The sequence below is a fragment of the Streptomyces griseoluteus genome (assembly GCF_004784465.1).
Taxonomy (GTDB): domain Bacteria; phylum Actinomycetota; class Actinomycetes; order Streptomycetales; family Streptomycetaceae; genus Streptomyces; species Streptomyces griseoluteus.
Genome location: NZ_SRRU01000004.1, coordinates 569,968 through 585,750 on the forward strand (window position 1 = coordinate 569,968; position 15,783 = coordinate 585,750).

At 73.2% G+C, this 15,783-nt stretch carries 14 protein-coding genes; 11 read left to right on the forward strand and 3 right to left on the reverse strand.

The genetic code is table 11. The annotated features are described in order from the left end of the window. Positions 1 to 48 precede the first annotated feature (48 nt). On the reverse strand, positions 49 to 1,458 hold the full coding sequence (radA, locus tag E5082_RS14590) for a DNA repair protein RadA (protein ID WP_086694091.1): 1,410 nt from the start codon (positions 1,456 to 1,458) through the stop codon (positions 49 to 51). 245 nt (positions 1,459 to 1,703) lie between these two features. Between radA and E5082_RS14595 the strand changes: the two genes are divergently transcribed. After that, a complete protein-coding gene (locus tag E5082_RS14595) occupies positions 1,704 to 3,413 on the forward strand; it encodes a BACON domain-containing protein (RefSeq protein WP_373310039.1) in 1,710 nt (569 codons plus the stop codon). Here the strand turns inward: E5082_RS14595 and E5082_RS14600 are convergent. After that, complete coding sequence (locus E5082_RS14600) at positions 3,410 to 4,234, reverse strand: DUF3109 family protein (RefSeq protein WP_135791645.1); 825 nt, start codon at positions 4,232 to 4,234, stop codon at positions 3,410 to 3,412. The genes E5082_RS14595 and E5082_RS14600 overlap by 4 nt on opposite strands. Before the next feature lie 71 nt (positions 4,235 to 4,305). Here E5082_RS14600 and E5082_RS14605 point away from each other — a divergent pair, with 71 nt between their 5' ends. The 4 genes from E5082_RS14605 (at position 4,306) to ilvD (ending at position 8,771) form a co-directional block, all read left to right on the forward strand. Then, positions 4,306 to 5,238, forward strand: a complete 933-nt coding sequence (locus tag E5082_RS14605; RefSeq protein ID WP_135791646.1) for a Ppx/GppA family phosphatase — start codon at positions 4,306 to 4,308, stop codon at positions 5,236 to 5,238. Positions 5,239 to 5,323: 85 nt separating this feature from the next. Continuing rightward, positions 5,324 to 6,136 (forward strand): sugar phosphate isomerase/epimerase family protein, encoded by an 813-nt coding sequence (locus E5082_RS14610; protein ID WP_135791647.1) that lies wholly within the window; start codon positions 5,324 to 5,326, stop codon positions 6,134 to 6,136. After that, on the forward strand, positions 6,133 to 6,738 hold the full coding sequence (locus E5082_RS14615; RefSeq protein ID WP_135791648.1) for a TetR/AcrR family transcriptional regulator: 606 nt from the start codon (positions 6,133 to 6,135) through the stop codon (positions 6,736 to 6,738). Before E5082_RS14610 ends, E5082_RS14615 begins: the two co-directional genes overlap by 4 nt. Positions 6,739 to 6,917: 179 nt before the next feature. Beyond that, positions 6,918 to 8,771 carry a dihydroxy-acid dehydratase gene (gene ilvD, locus E5082_RS14620; protein WP_135791649.1) on the forward strand — a complete coding sequence of 618 codons (1,854 nt, stop codon included), beginning with the start codon at positions 6,918 to 6,920 and terminating at the stop codon, positions 8,769 to 8,771. Positions 8,772 to 8,808: 37 nt separating this feature from the next. Here ilvD and E5082_RS14625 read toward each other — a convergent pair whose 3' ends face one another. Next, positions 8,809 to 10,923 carry a protein kinase domain-containing protein gene (locus E5082_RS14625; RefSeq protein ID WP_135791650.1) on the reverse strand — a complete coding sequence of 705 codons (2,115 nt, stop codon included), beginning with the start codon at positions 10,921 to 10,923 and terminating at the stop codon, positions 8,809 to 8,811. A gap of 205 nt (positions 10,924 to 11,128) precedes the next feature. On the opposite strand from E5082_RS14625, the gene E5082_RS14630 reads away from it, so the two are divergent. The 6 genes from E5082_RS14630 (at position 11,129) to proC (ending at position 15,409) form a co-directional block, all read left to right on the forward strand. Next, on the forward strand, positions 11,129 to 11,440 hold the full coding sequence (locus E5082_RS14630) for an SH3 domain-containing protein (protein WP_135791651.1): 312 nt from the start codon (positions 11,129 to 11,131) through the stop codon (positions 11,438 to 11,440). 45 nt (positions 11,441 to 11,485) lie between these two features. Continuing rightward, entirely contained in the window at positions 11,486 to 11,998 is a 513-nt protein-coding gene (locus tag E5082_RS14635; RefSeq protein WP_135791652.1) for an EamA/RhaT family transporter, read from the forward strand. Positions 11,999 to 12,073: 75 nt separating this feature from the next. Further along, the gene (locus E5082_RS14640; protein WP_373310041.1) at positions 12,074 to 12,871 is read left to right on the forward strand and encodes a class I SAM-dependent methyltransferase; all 798 of its coding nucleotides are present in this window, start codon (positions 12,074 to 12,076) and stop codon (positions 12,869 to 12,871) included. A 115-nt stretch (positions 12,872 to 12,986) separates the two neighbouring features. Next, the gene (locus E5082_RS14645) at positions 12,987 to 13,775 is read left to right on the forward strand and encodes an ABC transporter ATP-binding protein (protein WP_135791654.1); all 789 of its coding nucleotides are present in this window, start codon (positions 12,987 to 12,989) and stop codon (positions 13,773 to 13,775) included. Next, entirely contained in the window at positions 13,772 to 14,533 is a 762-nt protein-coding gene (locus E5082_RS14650) for an ABC transporter permease (RefSeq protein ID WP_135791655.1), read from the forward strand. Before E5082_RS14645 ends, E5082_RS14650 begins: the two co-directional genes overlap by 4 nt. A gap of 63 nt (positions 14,534 to 14,596) precedes the next feature. Further along, positions 14,597 to 15,409, forward strand: coding sequence for a pyrroline-5-carboxylate reductase (gene proC, locus E5082_RS14655; RefSeq protein ID WP_135791656.1), 813 nt, complete (start codon positions 14,597 to 14,599; stop codon positions 15,407 to 15,409). Positions 15,410 to 15,783 lie beyond the last annotated feature (374 nt).

Sequence of the window (15,783 nt, forward strand, 5' to 3'; positions counted from 1 at the left end):
TCCGTCATGGCACGCGTTTCGCACGGACGGGCGAGACCTGCGCAAAGTCTACCGGCGGTCCTCCGCCTCCCGCGGGGCCTCTCGGCGACGGGAGCGGGGCAGCACCCGCAGCGCGTCCCCCATGTCGGCCACCTCCACGACCTTCATCCCGGCCGGGACCTTGCCCGGATCGCCCGGTACGAGCGCGTGCGTGAAGCCCAAGCGGGCCGCCTCGGCGAGCCTGCGCTGCACGCCCGTGACGCGTCTGACCTCGCCCGCGAGACCCACCTCACCGATGGCGACGAGATTCTTCGGCAGCGGGGTGTCGCTGGCCGCCGAGGCGAGCGCCAGCGCGATGGCCAGGTCGGCGGCGGGCTCGGACAGCTTCACCCCGCCGACGGTCGCGGAGTAGATGTCCCGCTTGCCGAGCGCGCTGATCCGGCCGCGCTGCTCCAGCACCGCCAGCATCATCGAGACACGGGAGGTCTCCAGGCCGGAGGTGGTGCGGCGGGGGGAGGGGATCTGGGAGTCCACGGTGAGCGCCTGCACCTCGGCCACCAGCGGGCGGCGCCCCTCCAGGGTCACGGTCAGACAGGTGCCGGGCACCGGCTCGGCGCGCCGGGTGAGGAAGAGGCCGCTGGGGTCGGCGAGGCCGGTGATGCCCTCGTCGTGCAGCTCGAAGCAGCCGACCTCGTCCGTTGCCCCGTACCGGTTCTTCACGCCGCGGACCAGGCGGAGGCGGGCGTGCCGGTCGCCCTCGAAGCTCAGGACGACGTCCACCAGGTGCTCCAGCAGGCGGGGGCCCGCGATGGCGCCGTCCTTGGTGACGTGGCCCACCAGCAGGGTGGACATGCCGCGCTCCTTGGAGGCGCGGATCAGGGCGCCGGCCACCTCGCGGACCTGGGCCATGCCGCCGGGGGCGCCGTCGATCTCGGGGGAGGCGACCGTCTGCACCGAGTCGAGGATCAGCAGGGAGGGCTTGACCGCGTCCAAGTGGCCGAGCACGGCGGCCAGATCGGTCTCGGCGGCGAGGTAGAGGTGGTCGTCCAGGGCCTTGATGCGGTCGGCGCGCATGCGGACCTGGCTCGCGGACTCCTCGCCGGTGACGTAGAGGGTCTTGTGCTCCTCGCTCGCCGACTTGGCGGCCACGTCGAGCAGCAGCGTGGACTTGCCGACGCCCGGCTCGCCCGCGAGCAGCACGACCGCGCCGGGTACGAGTCCGCCGCCGAGCACCCGGTCCAGTTCGGGGACGCCGGTGGTGCGGGCGGTGGCCTGGCGGCCGTCGACCTGGCCGATGGGCAGGGCGGAGCTGGTGACGCGGCCCGGCGCCGTCGTACGGACCGCGGGCGCGCCGTACTCCTCGACCGTGCCCCACGCCTGGCACTCGGGGCAGCGGCCGAGCCACTTGGCCGTCTGCCAGCCGCACTCGGTGCAGCGGTAGGACGGACGCTCCTTGGCGGACTTGGTACGGGTGGCCATGCGGAAACCGTAGCCGCCGCCACTGACAACGCCCGCCGCCCCTCCTTGGACGGCGCGCGAGCGGGGGCGCACGCCGGGGTATCGGGGCGCACGCGGAGCGGATGGTTCCAGACGCCCTCCACCGGGTTCGCGCCCGCTCCTTGGAGGCCGGTGTCCCCTTATGAGGGATCGTTTCACCCGTACGGATTAAAAGTGCTCAAGGTGCAGGAAGGGGCACTCCGCCGACGCCTACGGTCGCACGGGTGATGAGCAGCACTCCGGACACCACGACCCGCACCACCGGCGCACACCGGGCGCAACGGGCGCATCGGGAGGCGCGGGACCGATCCGCGGCACGGAACATCGCCCAGCGGGCGTCGTCGCGCCATGAGGCGTATCTGGACGGCCTGTTCACCTACTGCCTGTCGGTGCTGTGCGACCACGACGCCGCCACCGCCGCCCTGAGCGAGGTCCTCGTCATCGCCGAACGGCGCGGCCGCCGCGACCCCCAGACCCCCGGTGACCGCCGGGCCTGGCTGTACGCCCTGGCCCGCTGGGCCTGTCTGCGCGGCCTCGCCGAGGCCCGCCGCAAACGCCAGGCCACCCACGCCGCCGGCCGCCCCGGCCCCACCACCCCGGCGCCCGAATCCGCGCCGCCCGCCGACGTGCTGGAGCTGCGCCGCCGCGAACTCGCCCTGCTGGCCTGGCCGGAGGCGGCCGGGACCACGCCCGAGCAGCGCGAGGCACTGGAGCTGGCCGTCCGGCACAAGCTCACCGCCCCCGAGGTCGCCTCCGTACTCGGCCTGGAGCCCGCCGCCGCCCGCGAGCTGCTGGCCTCCGCCGCCTGCGAGGTCGAACGCACCCGCGCCGCCCTCGCCGTGGTGGAGACCGGGGGCTGCCCGAGCGTGGCCCACCTCACTGGCGACAGCCAGTTGATGCTGAGCGCGGCCCTGCGCCGCGAGCTGGTCCGGCACGTCGACGACTGCCCGCGCTGTCGCCGTACCGCCGAGCGTGCCGTCCCCGGCCGCTGGCCCGGCGCCGCTGTCACCCCCGCCGAGCTGCCCGTGCTCCCGGCGCCCCGCGCCGCCCTGCGCTCCGCACTCGCGCACCCGCCGCGCGCCCGGTCCGCCGCCGTACCGCGGTTCAACCGGCGCGGCTTCCCGATGGACCCCAAGGACCGCGCGGCCCGCCGCGACAAGCTGCGCGCGCGTGCCGTCACCACGACCGTCGTCGCAACCGTGGTCGCCGCCCCCGTGCTCGCCCTGTGGGCCGCCTACCGGGGAGCCCCCGCGCTCGGCGGCGACGACAGCCCCGGCGCCGCGCGCGAGGCGGACGGCCCCGGCGTGCTCGGCGGCGACCCGGCGGGCGGCTACCAGAACGCGGGCAACGCCAGCGTGAAGCCCGGTACCCCGCCCACCGAGAAGGGCAAGTCGGACGTCTCCGTGGAGGTCGTCAGCGTCGACGGCGCCGGGCACCCGGGCGCCGGGCGGCTCACGGTCGCCGCCGCCCATCACGGCGACACCACGCTGATCACCCTCAGCGCCTCCGGCGACGCCCCGGTGCGCTGGTCCGCGACCACCTCGGCGCCCTGGCTCTACCTCAGCCGGTCCGCCGGCACCCTCGACCCCGGCGACTCGGTCACGGTCAAGGTGTACGTCGACCATCTGCGCGAGCCCTCGGGCCACTGGCGGGCCCGCGTGGCCGTCGCCCCGGCCGGCGCGGTCGTCACCATCGACGGCCACGGCCCGGCCCCCACGCCCTCGCGCCCCCACCCCGGCTCCCCGGGCCCGGACCCGACGACGCCGACGGCACCGCCCTCGTCACCCTCTTCCGACCCGCCCAGCCAGTCCCCGCCACCGTCCAGCACCCCTCCGAGCCCGGACCCCGACCCGTCCGACCCGTCCCCTTCCGACCCGCCGGACTCGTCCCCGCCGCCGAGCGACGACGAGGACACCCCGACTCCGGCCGACAGCTAGGCGGGGTCCGCCGGGTGGGGGGCCACCAGGGGCAGCTGGGACGCCAGCCGCTGTTCGCACAGCTCGACCAGGCGGTCGTAGCCGGCCTTGCCCATCAGCTCGGTCAGTTCGGCCCGGTAGGAGACGTAGACCGGGTCGCCCGCACCGTGCGCCGAGGTGGCCGAGGTGCACCACCAGTGCAGGTCGTGGCCGCCGGGACCCCAGCCGCGGCGGTCGTACTCGCCGATGGAGACCTGGAGGACGCGGGTGTCGTCGGGGCGGTCGATCCAGTCGTAGGTGCGGCGGATCGGCAACTGCCAGCACACGTCCGGCTTGGTCTCCAGCGGCTCCCGGCCCTCCTTGAGCGCCAGGATGTGCAGCGAGCAGCCCGCGCCGCCCTCGAAGCCGGGCCGGTTCTGGAAGATGCAGGAGCCCTCGAAGGGACGCGTCTGCCGCGAGCCCTCCTCGTCCTCCGAGACCCAGCCGCCCCGCAGCCCCTCGTCGCGGTTCTGCCAGATGTCCGGGGTGAGCCGGGCGACGTGCTCGGCGACCCGCTTCTCGTCGTCCTCGTCGGAGAAGTGCGCGCCCAGCGTGCAGCAGCCGTCGGCCGCGCGGCCCGCCTGGATGCCCTGGCAGCCCTGGCCGAAGATGCAGGTCCAGCGGGACGTCAGCCAGGTCAGGTCGCAGCGGAAGATCTGCTCGTCGTCGGCGGGGTCGGGGAACTCCACCCACGCGCGCGCGAAATCGAGGCCCTTCTCGTCGTCCTTGAGGGCCTTGTCTGCTTTGCGCGACCTGTTCGGCTTGTCGGTCTTGTCGACCTTCGCCTTTTTCGTCTTTGGCACCTGTCCAGGGTAAGTCGCGTCAGGGCCGTACGGGCACCGCGGACAGGGCTTCTGGCAGTAGCGTTTCGTCCATGAGACTCGGTGTCCTGGACGTGGGCTCGAACACGGTGCATCTGCTGGTGGTGGACGCCCACCCCGGCGCCCGCCCGCTGCCCGCCCACTCCCACAAGGCCGACCTGCGGCTCGCCCAACTTCTCGACGACAGCGGCGCGATCGGCGACGAGGGCATCGAAAGCCTCGTCGCGGTCGTACGGGACGCCCTCCAGGCCGCCGAGGACAAGGGCGTTGAGGATCTGCTGCCGTTCGCCACCTCCGCCGTGCGCGAGGCCCGCAACGCCGACGACGTCCTCGCGCGCGTCGCCGACGAGACCGGCGTCCGCCTCCAGGTGCTCAGCGGCGCCGAGGAGGCCCGGCTCACCTTCCTCGCCGTCCGCCGCTGGTTCGGCTGGTCCGCGGGCAAGCTGCTCGTCCTCGACATCGGCGGCGGCTCGCTGGAGATCGCCTACGGCATCGACGAGGAGCCCGACGCGGCCGCCTCCCTGCCGCTCGGGGCCGGCCGCCTCACCGCGGGCTGGCTGAGCCAGGACCCGCCGACGACGGACGAGGTGCGCGCGCTGCGCCGCCACGCCCGCGCGGAGATCGCCCGTACCGTCGGCGAGTTCAGCCGGTTCGGCGCCCCGGACCATGTCGTCGCCACCTCCAAGACCTTCAAGCAGCTCGCCCGGATCGCGGGCGCCGCGCGGGACGCCGACGGCCTCTATGTACAGCGCGAGCTGAAGCGGGAGTCGCTGGAGGCATGGGTGCCCCGGCTCGCCGCGATGTCCGCGGCGCAGCGCGCCGAGCTGCCCGGTGTCTCCGAGGGGCGGGCCGGGCAGATCCTCGCCGGTGCGCTGGTGGCCGAGGGCGCGATGGACCTGTTCGGCGTGGAGAGCCTGGAGATCTGCCCGTGGGCGCTGCGCGAGGGCGTGATCCTGCGGCGCCTGGACCACATGGGCTCGGCGTGAGCCGTGCGCGGGCCCGCGATGGCGAAGCTCACACCGGCCCGTGGACACCCCTCGTCCCCGGTGCCCCACCCCGTAAGGTGTGTCCGTGGCTGAACCAAGGGACGTAAAGGTCGCCCTGTCGACGGCCTCGGTCTACCCGGAGTCGACGGCGACGGCCTTCGAGATCGCCGGGCGCCTCGGCTACGACGGTGTCGAGGTCATGGTGTGGACCGACCCCGTCAGCCAGGACATCGAGGCGCTGCGCCGCCTCTCCGACCACCACGGCGTGCCGATCCTCGCCGTGCACGCGCCCTGCCTGCTGATCACCCAGCGGGTCTGGTCCACCGATCCCTGGACCAAGCTGCGCCGCGCTCAGTCGGCCGCCGAGAAGCTGGGCGCCTCCACCGTCGTGGTCCATCCGCCCTTCCGCTGGCAGCGGCAGTACGCACGCGAGTTCGTCGACGGCATCTGGCGCATGGCCGACGAGACCGACGTGCGGTTCGCCGTGGAGAACATGTACCCCTGGCGCTATCGCGACCGGGAACTGCTCGCCTACGCCCCCGAGTGGGACGTCACCAAGGACGACTACCGGCACTTCACGATCGACCTCAGCCACACCGCGACCGCCCGCACCGACGCCCTCGGCATGATCGACCGCATGGGCGACCGGCTCGGCCACGTCCACCTCGCCGACGGCCGGGGCTCCGCCAAGGACGAGCACCTGGTGCCCGGCCGCGGCACCCAGCCGTGTGCCGAGCTGCTGGACCGGCTCACCCGCACCGGCTTCGACGGCCATGTCGTCATCGAGGTCAACACCCGCCGGGCCATGTCCAGCGCCGAACGCGAGGCCGACCTCGCCGAGGCCCTCGCCTTCACCCGCCGCCACCTCGCGGCCGGCGCGCGGGTGCCCCGGCCGTGAGCGAGCCCACCGCGCGGCGCCGGGGACGGCCCCCGCGCGCCGAGTCCGGCGACACCCGCGACCGCATCCTCGACGCCGCCCGCGAGGAGTTCTCCGAACGCGGCTACGAGAAGACCTCCGTGCGCGGCATCGCCAAGGCCGCCGGGGTCGACTCCGCGCTGGTCCACCACTACTTCGGCACCAAGGAGCAGGTCTTCGAGGCCGCCGTCGCGGTCGCCTTCGCGCCCGCCCTCGCGGCGCCGGACGCGATCGCCGAGGGCCCGCTGGACTCCGTGGGGGAGCGGCTGACCCGGTTCGTGCTGGGCCTGTGGGAGAACCCCGCCACCCGTACGCCGCTGCTGGCCATCGTCCGCTCCGCCGTCAACAACGACACCGCCGCCGCCGTCTTCCGCCGCCTGATCTCCGCCCAGCTCCTGCGGCGCATCGCCGGGCGCCTGGACGTGCCGGACGCCGAGCTGCGTGTCGAGCTGGCCGCCGCGCAACTGGTCGGCACGGCCATGCTGCGATACGTGATCAAGGTGGAGCCGCTGGCCTCGGCCGACCTGGAACGGATCGTGGCCCGGCTGGCACCGGTGGTGCAGGGGCATCTCACAGGGGGGTGAGGCGGGGACGCGGGGGGAGTGCGGCGCGGGGTGCGGAGAGGGGGGGGCGGCGGAGCCCGGCCGCCAAGACATCCGTCCCGCATTCCGGACACATCGTCCCGCCCCGTGGATGACCGGCGTACGCTCGGCATCTGTCAGAAGTCTCTCTGACCCGACTTCTCACGAAGGAGCGAGCGACGATGCCCGAGCTGAGGTCCCGCACAGTCACCCACGGCCGCAACATGGCGGGCGCCCGCGCCCTTATGCGTGCCTCGGGTGTACCCGGCGCGGACATCGGCCGCAAGCCCGTCATCGCCGTCGCCAACTCCTTCACCGAGTTCGTCCCCGGCCACACCCACCTCCAGCCGGTCGGCCGCATCGTCAGCGAGGCGATCACGGCAGCGGGCGGCATCCCGCGCGAGTTCAACACCATCGCCGTGGACGACGGCATCGCCATGGGCCACGGCGGCATGCTCTACTCCCTGCCCTCCCGCGACCTGATCGCGGACTCGGTGGAGTACATGGTGGAGGCCCACTGCGCCGACGCCCTGGTCTGCATCTCCAACTGCGACAAGATCACGCCCGGCATGCTGATGGCCGCGCTGCGGCTGAACATCCCGACCGTGTTCGTCTCCGGCGGGCCCATGGAGTCCGGCCGCGCCACCCTCGTCGACGGCACCGTGCGCACGCTGGACCTGGTCGACGCGATCTCCGACGCGGTCAACGACAAGATCTCCGACGAGGACATCCTCCGCATCGAGGAGAACGCCTGCCCGACCTGCGGCAGCTGTTCCGGCATGTTCACCGCCAACTCGATGAACTGCCTCACCGAGGCCATCGGCCTCTCCCTGCCCGGCAACGGCTCGGTCCTCGCCACCCACACCGCCCGCCGCGCCCTCTACGAGGACGCCGCCCGCACGGTCATGGACATCACCCGCCGGTACTACGGGCAGGACGACGAGACCGTCCTGCCCCGCTCCATCGCCTCCTTCGCGGCCTTCGAGAACGCGATGGCGCTGGACATCGCCATGGGCGGCTCCACCAACACGATCCTGCACCTGCTGGCCGCCGCCCAGGAGGCGGGCGTCCCCTTCGGCCTGCCGGAGATCGACGCCGTCTCCCGCCGCGTCCCGTGCCTCGCCAAGGTCGCGCCCAACGTGGCGAAGAACCGCACGTACTACATGGAGGACGTGCACCGCGCCGGCGGCATCCCCGCCCTCCTCGGCGAACTGCACCGCGCGGGGCTCCTCAACGACGACGTGCACTCCGTCCACAGCCCGTCGCTCGCCGACTGGCTGAAGACCTGGGACGTGCGCGGCGGCTCCCCGTCCGCCGAGGCGGTCGAGCTGTGGCACGCTGCCCCCGGCTGCGTCCGCTCCGCCGAGGCCTTCTCCCAGTCCGAGCGCTGGGACTCCCTGGACGACGACGCCGAGGGCGGCTGCATCCGCTCCGCCGAGCACGCCTACTCCAAGGACGGCGGCCTCGCCGTCCTCAAGGGCAACCTCGCCGTGGACGGCTGCGTGGTGAAGACCGCGGGCGTCGACGAGTCGGTGTGGACCTTCGAGGGACCCGCCGTGGTCTGCGAGTCCCAGGAGGAGGCCGTCCAGCGCATCCTGACCCAGGAGGTCAAGGACGGCGACGTGGTCGTCATCCGTTACGAGGGCCCCAAGGGCGGCCCCGGCATGCAGGAGATGCTCTACCCGACCTCGTACCTCAAGGGCCGTGGCCTCGGGAAGACCTGCGCCCTGATCACCGACGGCCGCTTCTCCGGCGGCACCTCGGGCCTCTCCATCGGCCACGCCTCCCCCGAAGCGGCCTCCGGCGGCACCATCGCCCTGGTCAAGGACGGCGACCGCATCCGCATCGACATCCCCAACCGCACCATCGACCTCCTGGTGGACGACGCCGAACTCGCCCGCCGCGAGGCCGAGTTGAACGGCGTCTACGCCCCTGCCAACCGCACCCGCAAGGTCTCCGTCGCCCTGCGCGCCTACGCGGCCATGGCCACCAGCGCCGACAGGGGCGCCGTCCGCGACGTCTCCCTCCTGGGCTGACCCCCTCGGGCCTTCCGGCGGCCGGTGCGCTCCACGCTCACCAGGCCGCCGGATCACCCGTGTTCACCGCGAACACCGACCCGTCCGGCGCCCCCGCGTACACATGGCCCAACGCCGGCACCGGCGTCGGCAGCCCAGCCGTCACCCGGTCCGCCCGCGCGCCCAGCCGGGGACGGGTCTGGCCCGCGAGGGTGCCCTTGCGGGCGTCCACGGCGAGCAGCCGCCCGTCGGCAGCCGAGAAGTACACCCGCCGCCCGTCCGTCACCGGCGCCGAACCCCGGCTCACCGTCGTCTCCAGGTGCCACAACGGCTTGCCCGCCGCCATGTCCACCGCGTCCAGCCCCCCGTTGGCCGCGAGCAGGTACACCACCCCGTCCCGCACAGTGGCCTGCGCGTCCGTCCGCGGCCCCAGCAGCGGAATCCGGCGCGTCGCCCCCGACTTCACCTCGTACCGCACCAGCCCCTTGGTGTCCCCGTACACCGGGTCCTCGTCGAGGAAGTACACGAACCCGCCCTCCGTGCCCACCGGTTCGACCATCCCGGACAGCCGCTCGCTCCACCGCACGTCCCCCGACACCGGATCGAACGCCGTGACCCGCGTGCTCCGCCCGTCCGCCGAGGTCACCGTCGCGTAACCGCCGCTCCCGGCGCCGAAGGCGTCGATCCGCGGCCGGGTCCCGTCCGGCAACGGCAGCCGCCACTTCTCCTTCCCCGACCCACTCTCCGCGCCCATGACCACCCCGTCCGCACGGGTCGTCACCAGCGTGTCCCCGATGTACCGCGTCCCGGTGTCCCCGGTCAGCTCCCGCTCCCCACGCGTACGCCCCGTGCCCGGATCGAGCGCCATGAGCCGCCCGCTCTGGTTCCGCAGCCGCAGCGCCCCGCCCGACAGCACCGGCGGATCACTCCACAAGGCCCCCGCGAACGTCCGCCGCCACACCACGGACCCCTTCACCGGGTCCAGCGCGAAGACCGCCCCGTCCGCCGTGCACAGCAACTCGCCCGCGCCGAACACGCACCGGGGCACACCGGGCACCCCGGCCACCGCCTCGGACCGCCACCCGTCGAACCCGGCCGCGGTCACCGCCGGAGCCGCCTGCGGCCGCGCCCCCTGCCCGGCCCCGGCCCACTGCACCGAGGCCACCACCCCGCCGACCGCCAGCACCGCAGCGGTCGCCGCCAGCACCACCCGCCCACGCCACCGGCGCCGCTTCGGCGGGACCGATTCGGGCGTGGCACCGGAGTCCTCTTTCAGCGGGGCAGCCTCATCCCCGTCCGCCGCTCCCTCCCGCTGCGCCGGTATGAACGCCTGCGTGTCGTACGACGCCGCCACCGAACGCAGCGCCAGCATCAGCTCGTCCGGCGTCGGCCGGTCCTCCGGCTCCTTAGCCAGACACCGCCGCACCAGCGGCGCGAGCCCGGCCGGCACCCCGGCCAGCTCCGGCTCGTCGTGCACCACCTGATAGGCCACGACATACGGACTGTCCGAGTCGAACGGCCCCCGCCCGGTCGCCGCGTGCACGATCACCGACCCGAGCGCGAACACGTCCGCCGCCGGCCCCACCTCCCGAGGCCGCCGGAACTGCTCCGGCGCCATGAACGGCGGCGTACCGATCAACTTCCCCGTCTCGGTGCGCAGTTCGCTGTCCTTCGGCCGGGAGATCCCGAAGTCGATCACCTTCGGCCCGTCCTCGGCCAGCAGCACGTTCCCCGGCTTGAGATCCCGGTGCACCACACCGACCCGGTGGATGTCCCGCAGTGCCTCGGCGAGCCCGGCCATCAGCCGCCGCACCTGCGCGGGCTCCATCGGACCGTTCCGCTTCACCTCCTGTGCCAACGTCGGCCCAGGGATGAACAGCGTCGCCATCCACGGCCGCGCCGCCTCCGGGTCCGCGTCCACCACCGGCGCGGTGAACGCACCGCTCACCCGCCGCGCGGCCGCCACCTCCTGCCGGAACCGTCCCCTGAACTCGGGGTCCCGCGCGAACTCCGCGTGCACCACCTTCACCGCCACCCGCATCCCGGAGGCGCTGCGGGCCAGATGCACCACGCCCATCCCGCCGAAACCGAGCCGTGACTCCAGCCGGTAGTGACCGGCGTACTCCGGAAGTTCCGCTTCCGCGCCGGCTCCGGTGCTGTGCCGTGGCGCCATGGACCACCCCCGTGCTCATCGGCCGCGCGCGCGACGAAGGGAGCCTATTCGATTGCCCGTACGACACCGAGGCGGCTTGCTAACCTCCGCCTGCGAGTCGCGGCGCAGCCGTGGCCCGCCCGCCCGTCCGGCACCGGTACGCGATGCCCGGCGAGCGGCGTCACCACCCCGTGGCCGTCACGGGGTGTCACGGGGGAGGTATCTCATGTCCGACGACCACGCGCCCACGATCCTGGCCGAACCGGCGGCAACCACCGCCACGGCCTCCGCGCCCCGCTTCCCGATCGCACCGGGCGCCGCCCTGAACGTCCGCAGCGGCCCCGGCACCGGCTACGGCATCGTCCGCACACTGCCCGCCGGCTCCAGCGTCACCATCTACTGCCAGACGCCCGGCACCACGGTGACCGGCCCGTACGGCACCACGAAGATCTGGGACAACATCGGCTCCGGCGAGTACGTGTCCGACGCCTATGTGCACACCGGCAGCGACGGCTACGTGACCGGCCGCTGCGGCTGACGCCCCGCCCCGGAGCCCGTCGGGCGGCGGAGCCATAATCGACGCGTGAGCGACGAGACCGGCACCGACACCACCCCGGCGGGCTCCACGGGCGGCCCCCGCCCCGAACCCCTCCGCTTCTTCGGCACGACCTGGCTGGACCACACGGGCGGCTACGCGCTCCGCCGCGCCGCCGTCACCCTCGGCGCCCTCGCCGCGGCCGCCGTCTCCTGCCTGATCCTGCGCCTCGCCTACCAGGGCCTCCAGATCGCCGGTACCGGTTCCTTCGTGACCGTCCTGGTCATCGTCATGTTCGCGGTGTGCAGCGCCCTCGCCTTCCGCACCACCTGGGACAACTTCGGCCGCCGCCCCGACCCCGAGCGCCAGGCCCGCCTGCGCGGCCTGCTCGCCGTCGGCTTCGTCGGCACCCTCCTCGCCTGGTCCGCCCGCTCCCTCACCGAGGCGCCCGGCGAGAAGCTGCACCGCACCGAGTACGACACGGCCCGCGCCGAGTACGAGCGCACCCAGTCCCGGCGCACCGGCAACCCCGCGAAGGCCCGCAAGAAGCGCCGCGCCTGACCCCGGCGGAGGCACCGGGGCGACCGGCCCGGAACCACTGTCCCCAAGGGCCCCGCGCCGAGCACCATGGGCGGCATGACCGCACCAGAGGCCCCCACGGCCGGCGCCCGCGCCCACTCCTTCAACGCGGCAGCCGCGCAGTACGCCGAGAACCGCCCCTCCTATCCGCCCGCGCTCTTCGACACCGTCGAGGAACTCACCGGCCGCCCCCTGGCCGGTGTCCGAGCCGTGGACGTGGGCGCGGGCACCGGCATCGCCAGCGAGCTGCTGCACCGGCGGGGCGCCGACGTGCTCGCCGTCGAGCCGGGCGCGGGCATGGCCGCCGAGTTCCGCCGCCGGAACCCGCACATCCCACTGGTCCGGGGCAGCGGCGACGCCCTTCCCGTGGCCGACGCCCACGCCGACCTCGTCACCTACGCCCAGGCATGGCACTGGACCGACCCGGACCGCTCGGTGCCGGAGGCGCTGCGCGTGCTGCGGCCGGGCGGCGCGCTCGCGCTCTGGTGGAACACCGACGCCACGGACGTCGACTGGATCGCCGCGGCCGCCGCGCGCGCCGCCCGCTTCCTCGGTCTGCCCGTGCACACCGAGCAGCGCAAGGCCGCCGACCGAGTCTCCGCCGCCGATCCCAGCGGCCGGCTCGACTTCACCCGGCGCTCGGTCCGCTGGAGCCGTCACGTGCCGCTCGACACCCACCTGGCCAACATCGGCAGTCATTCCGCTTTCCTCCTCGCCCCCGAGCCCGCCCGCACCGAATTCCTCGAAGCCGAGCGCGCCCACCTGATCAAGGTCTTCCCCGACGGCCTGGTCGAGGAGACGTACGAGGTGGTTCTGCTCGTCGCCACCACCCCGGAATCCCCGGCCCGCCCCTGACCAGCCCCGGAGCCGGCCCTGACACAACCCTGAGCCGAAACGGCCCGACCCTGACAAGGCCCGTTGACGGCACCCCTTGACGGCACCCCGGCTCGGGCACATTATTCATCACGTGATGAATAATGTGCCCGAGCCGCCCCAACCGACGGCACCCGATGCCGTCCGCGCCGCCGGCCTCACCGTCGTACGCGGCACCCGAACCGTCCTGAAGGACCTCCACTTCACCGTCCCCCGAGGCCGGATCACCGGCCTGCTCGGCCCCTCCGGCTGCGGCAAGTCCACGCTGATCCGCGCCATCACCGGCACCCAGGCCAAGGTCACCGGCACCCTCGACGTCCTCGGCAGCCCCGCCGGACACCCCACCCTGCGCAGCCGCATCGGCTACGTCACCCAGGCCCCCTCGGTCTACGACGACCTCACCGTCGAGCAGAACCTCGACTACTTCGCCGCGATCCTCGAACCCGGCCGCGCCGCCGCAGACCGCCGCCGCGAACACGTCACCCGCGCCATCGCCGACGTCGACCTCACCACCCAGGCCGATGCCCTGGCCGGCAACCTCTCCGGCGGCCAGCGCAGCCGCGTCTCCCTCGCCGTCGCCCTCCTCGGCACCCCCGACCTGCTCGTCCTCGACGAACCGACCGTCGGCCTCGACCCCGTACTCCGCCGCGACCTCTGGAACCTCTTCCACGAACTCGCCGACCGCGGCACCACCCTCCTCGTCTCCTCCCACGTCATGGACGAGGCCGAGCGCTGCCACCGCCTCCTCCTCATGCGCGAAGGACACGTCCTCGCCGACGACACCCCCGAGAACCTGCGCACCCGTACCGCCACCGACACCGTGGAGGCCGCCTTCCTGCGCCTCGTCGACGAAGCGGACGACCACACCAAGGAGCCGACCCGATGAGCACGACGACCCCCGCCGCATTCAGCAGCGCCCGCACCACCGCCACCGCGGCCCGCGTCCTGCGCCAGCTCCGCCACGACCCCAGGACCATCGCGCTGATGCTCCTCGTCCCCTGCCTGATGCTGGTCCTGCTGCGCTACGTCTTCGACGCCAGCCCGCGCACCTTCGACAACATCGGCGCCTCACTGCTCGGCATCTTCCCGCTGATCACGATGTTCCTGGTGACCTCCATCGCCACCCTGCGCGAACGCACCTCGGGCACCCTCGAACGCCTCCTCGCGATGCCGCTGGGCAAGGCCGACCTCATCGCCGGCTACGCGCTCGCCTTCGGCGCCGTGGCCGTGGTCCAGTCGGCCCTCGCCACCGGCCTCGCCGTCTGGCTCCTGGGCCTGGACGTCACCGGCTCACCCTGGCTGCTCCTGCTGGTCGCCCTCCTGGATGCCCTGCTCGGTACCGCCCTCGGGCTCTTCGTCTCGGCCTTCGCCGCGTCGGAGTTCCAGGCGGTCCAGTTCATGCCGGCGGTGATCTTCCCCCAGCTCCTCCTGTGCGGCCTCTTCACGCCCCGCGCGGACATGCACCCTCTACTGGAGGCCGTTTCCGACGTACTGCCCATGTCCTACGCCGTCGACGGCATGAACGAGGTCCTCCACCACACCGAGCTGACCTCACCCTTCGTACGGGACGTAGTGATCGTCGCCGGATGCGCGCTCCTGGTCCTCGCCCTCGGCGCGGCCACGCTGCGCCGCCGCACCGACTGACGCCGCGTCCGCCCACCGGACGAACGCCCCACCCGCCGCGTCGCCGGTGCGAGGATGAACCGCATGAGCCAGAAAGTCGCAGTCCTCGGCACCGGCAAGATCGGCGAAGCCCTGCTCAGCGGGATGATCCGGGGCGGCTGGGCGCCCGCCGACCTCCTGGTCACCGCCCGCCGCCCGGAACGCGCCGAGGAACTCCGTGCCCGCCACGGAGTCACGCCGGTCTCCAACACCGAGGCCGCCAAGAGCGCCGACACCCTGATCCTCACGGTCAAGCCGCAGGACATGGGTGCCCTCCTGGACGAACTCGCCCCCCATGTCCCCGCCGACCGTCTGATCATCAGCGGCGCCGCCGGCATCCCCACCTCGTTCTTCGAGGAGCGGCTCGCCGAGGGCACCCCGGTCGTCCGGGTCATGACGAACACCCCGGCCCTGGTGGACGAGGCCATGTCCGTCATCTCGCCGGGCAGCCACGCGACCGAGGAGCACGTCGCCACCGCCGAGGAGATCTTCGGCGCCGTGGGCCAGACTCTCCGCGTCCCCGAGGGCCAGCAGGACGCCTGCACCGCGCTCTCCGGTTCGGGTCCCGCGTACTTCTTCTATCTGGTCGAGGCCATGACGGACGCCGGCATCCTGCTCGGCCTGCCCCGGGACAAGGCCCACGAACTGATCGTGCAGTCCGCGATCGGGGCCGCCACGATGCTCCGCGACAGCGGCGAGCACCCGGTCAAGCTCCGCGAGAACGTCACCTCGCCGGCCGGCACGACCATCAACGCCATCCGCGAGCTGGAGAACCACGGGGTACGGGCGGCCCTCATCGCGGCCCTGGAAGCGGCCCGCGACCGCAGCCGTGAGCTGGCCTCCGGCAAGAAGGACTGACCTCGGCAAGATCTGTGCGGTGGGGGGTTGACACCCCCTCCCCGGATGCGTAATGTACTCCGAGCTGTCCGACGTGAGCGCCGACTCCGGTCGGTCCCCGGACGGTCATCTCGCAAGGCCCACCACTCATCGACACTTGCTGTCGCATGCTTGTGTGCGCATTTGCGAAATGAGGAATCCGTGTTCGAAAGGACGCGGCCCCCGATTAGCTCGGGAGCCGGGAATCCGCTAAAGTCTCACTCGTCGCAACGGCCCAGCGGGCCGGGAAGACAACCCCCTCTGACTGGGAATCAGACGCCGAAAGGATCTGATAGAGTCGGAACCGCCGGAAAGGGAAACGCGAAAGCGAAGAACTGGAAAGCACCGAGGAAATC

What these genes read in the sequence shown, in the direction of transcription:
- E5082_RS14650 (WP_135791655.1), top strand. Translation starts at nt 13,772, where the DNA reads ATGAGCACGACGACCCCCGCCGCATTCAGCAGCGCCCGCACCACCGCC.
- E5082_RS14640 (WP_373310041.1), top strand. Translation starts at nt 12,074, where the DNA reads ATGACCGCACCAGAGGCCCCCACGGCCGGCGCCCGCGCCCACTCCTTC.
- E5082_RS14625 (WP_135791650.1), bottom strand. Translation starts at nt 10,923, where the DNA reads ATGGCGCCACGGCACAGCACCGGAGCCGGCGCGGAAGCGGAACTTCCG.
- proC (WP_135791656.1), top strand. Translation starts at nt 14,597, where the DNA reads ATGAGCCAGAAAGTCGCAGTCCTCGGCACCGGCAAGATCGGCGAAGCC.
- ilvD (WP_135791649.1), top strand. Translation starts at nt 6,918, where the DNA reads ATGCCCGAGCTGAGGTCCCGCACAGTCACCCACGGCCGCAACATGGCG.
- E5082_RS14645 (WP_135791654.1), top strand. Translation starts at nt 12,987, where the DNA reads ATGAATAATGTGCCCGAGCCGCCCCAACCGACGGCACCCGATGCCGTC.
- E5082_RS14630 (WP_135791651.1), top strand. Translation starts at nt 11,129, where the DNA reads ATGTCCGACGACCACGCGCCCACGATCCTGGCCGAACCGGCGGCAACC.
- E5082_RS14605 (WP_135791646.1), top strand. Translation starts at nt 4,306, where the DNA reads ATGAGACTCGGTGTCCTGGACGTGGGCTCGAACACGGTGCATCTGCTG.
- radA (WP_086694091.1), bottom strand. Translation starts at nt 1,458, where the DNA reads ATGGCCACCCGTACCAAGTCCGCCAAGGAGCGTCCGTCCTACCGCTGC.
- E5082_RS14595 (WP_373310039.1), top strand. Translation starts at nt 1,704, where the DNA reads ATGAGCAGCACTCCGGACACCACGACCCGCACCACCGGCGCACACCGG.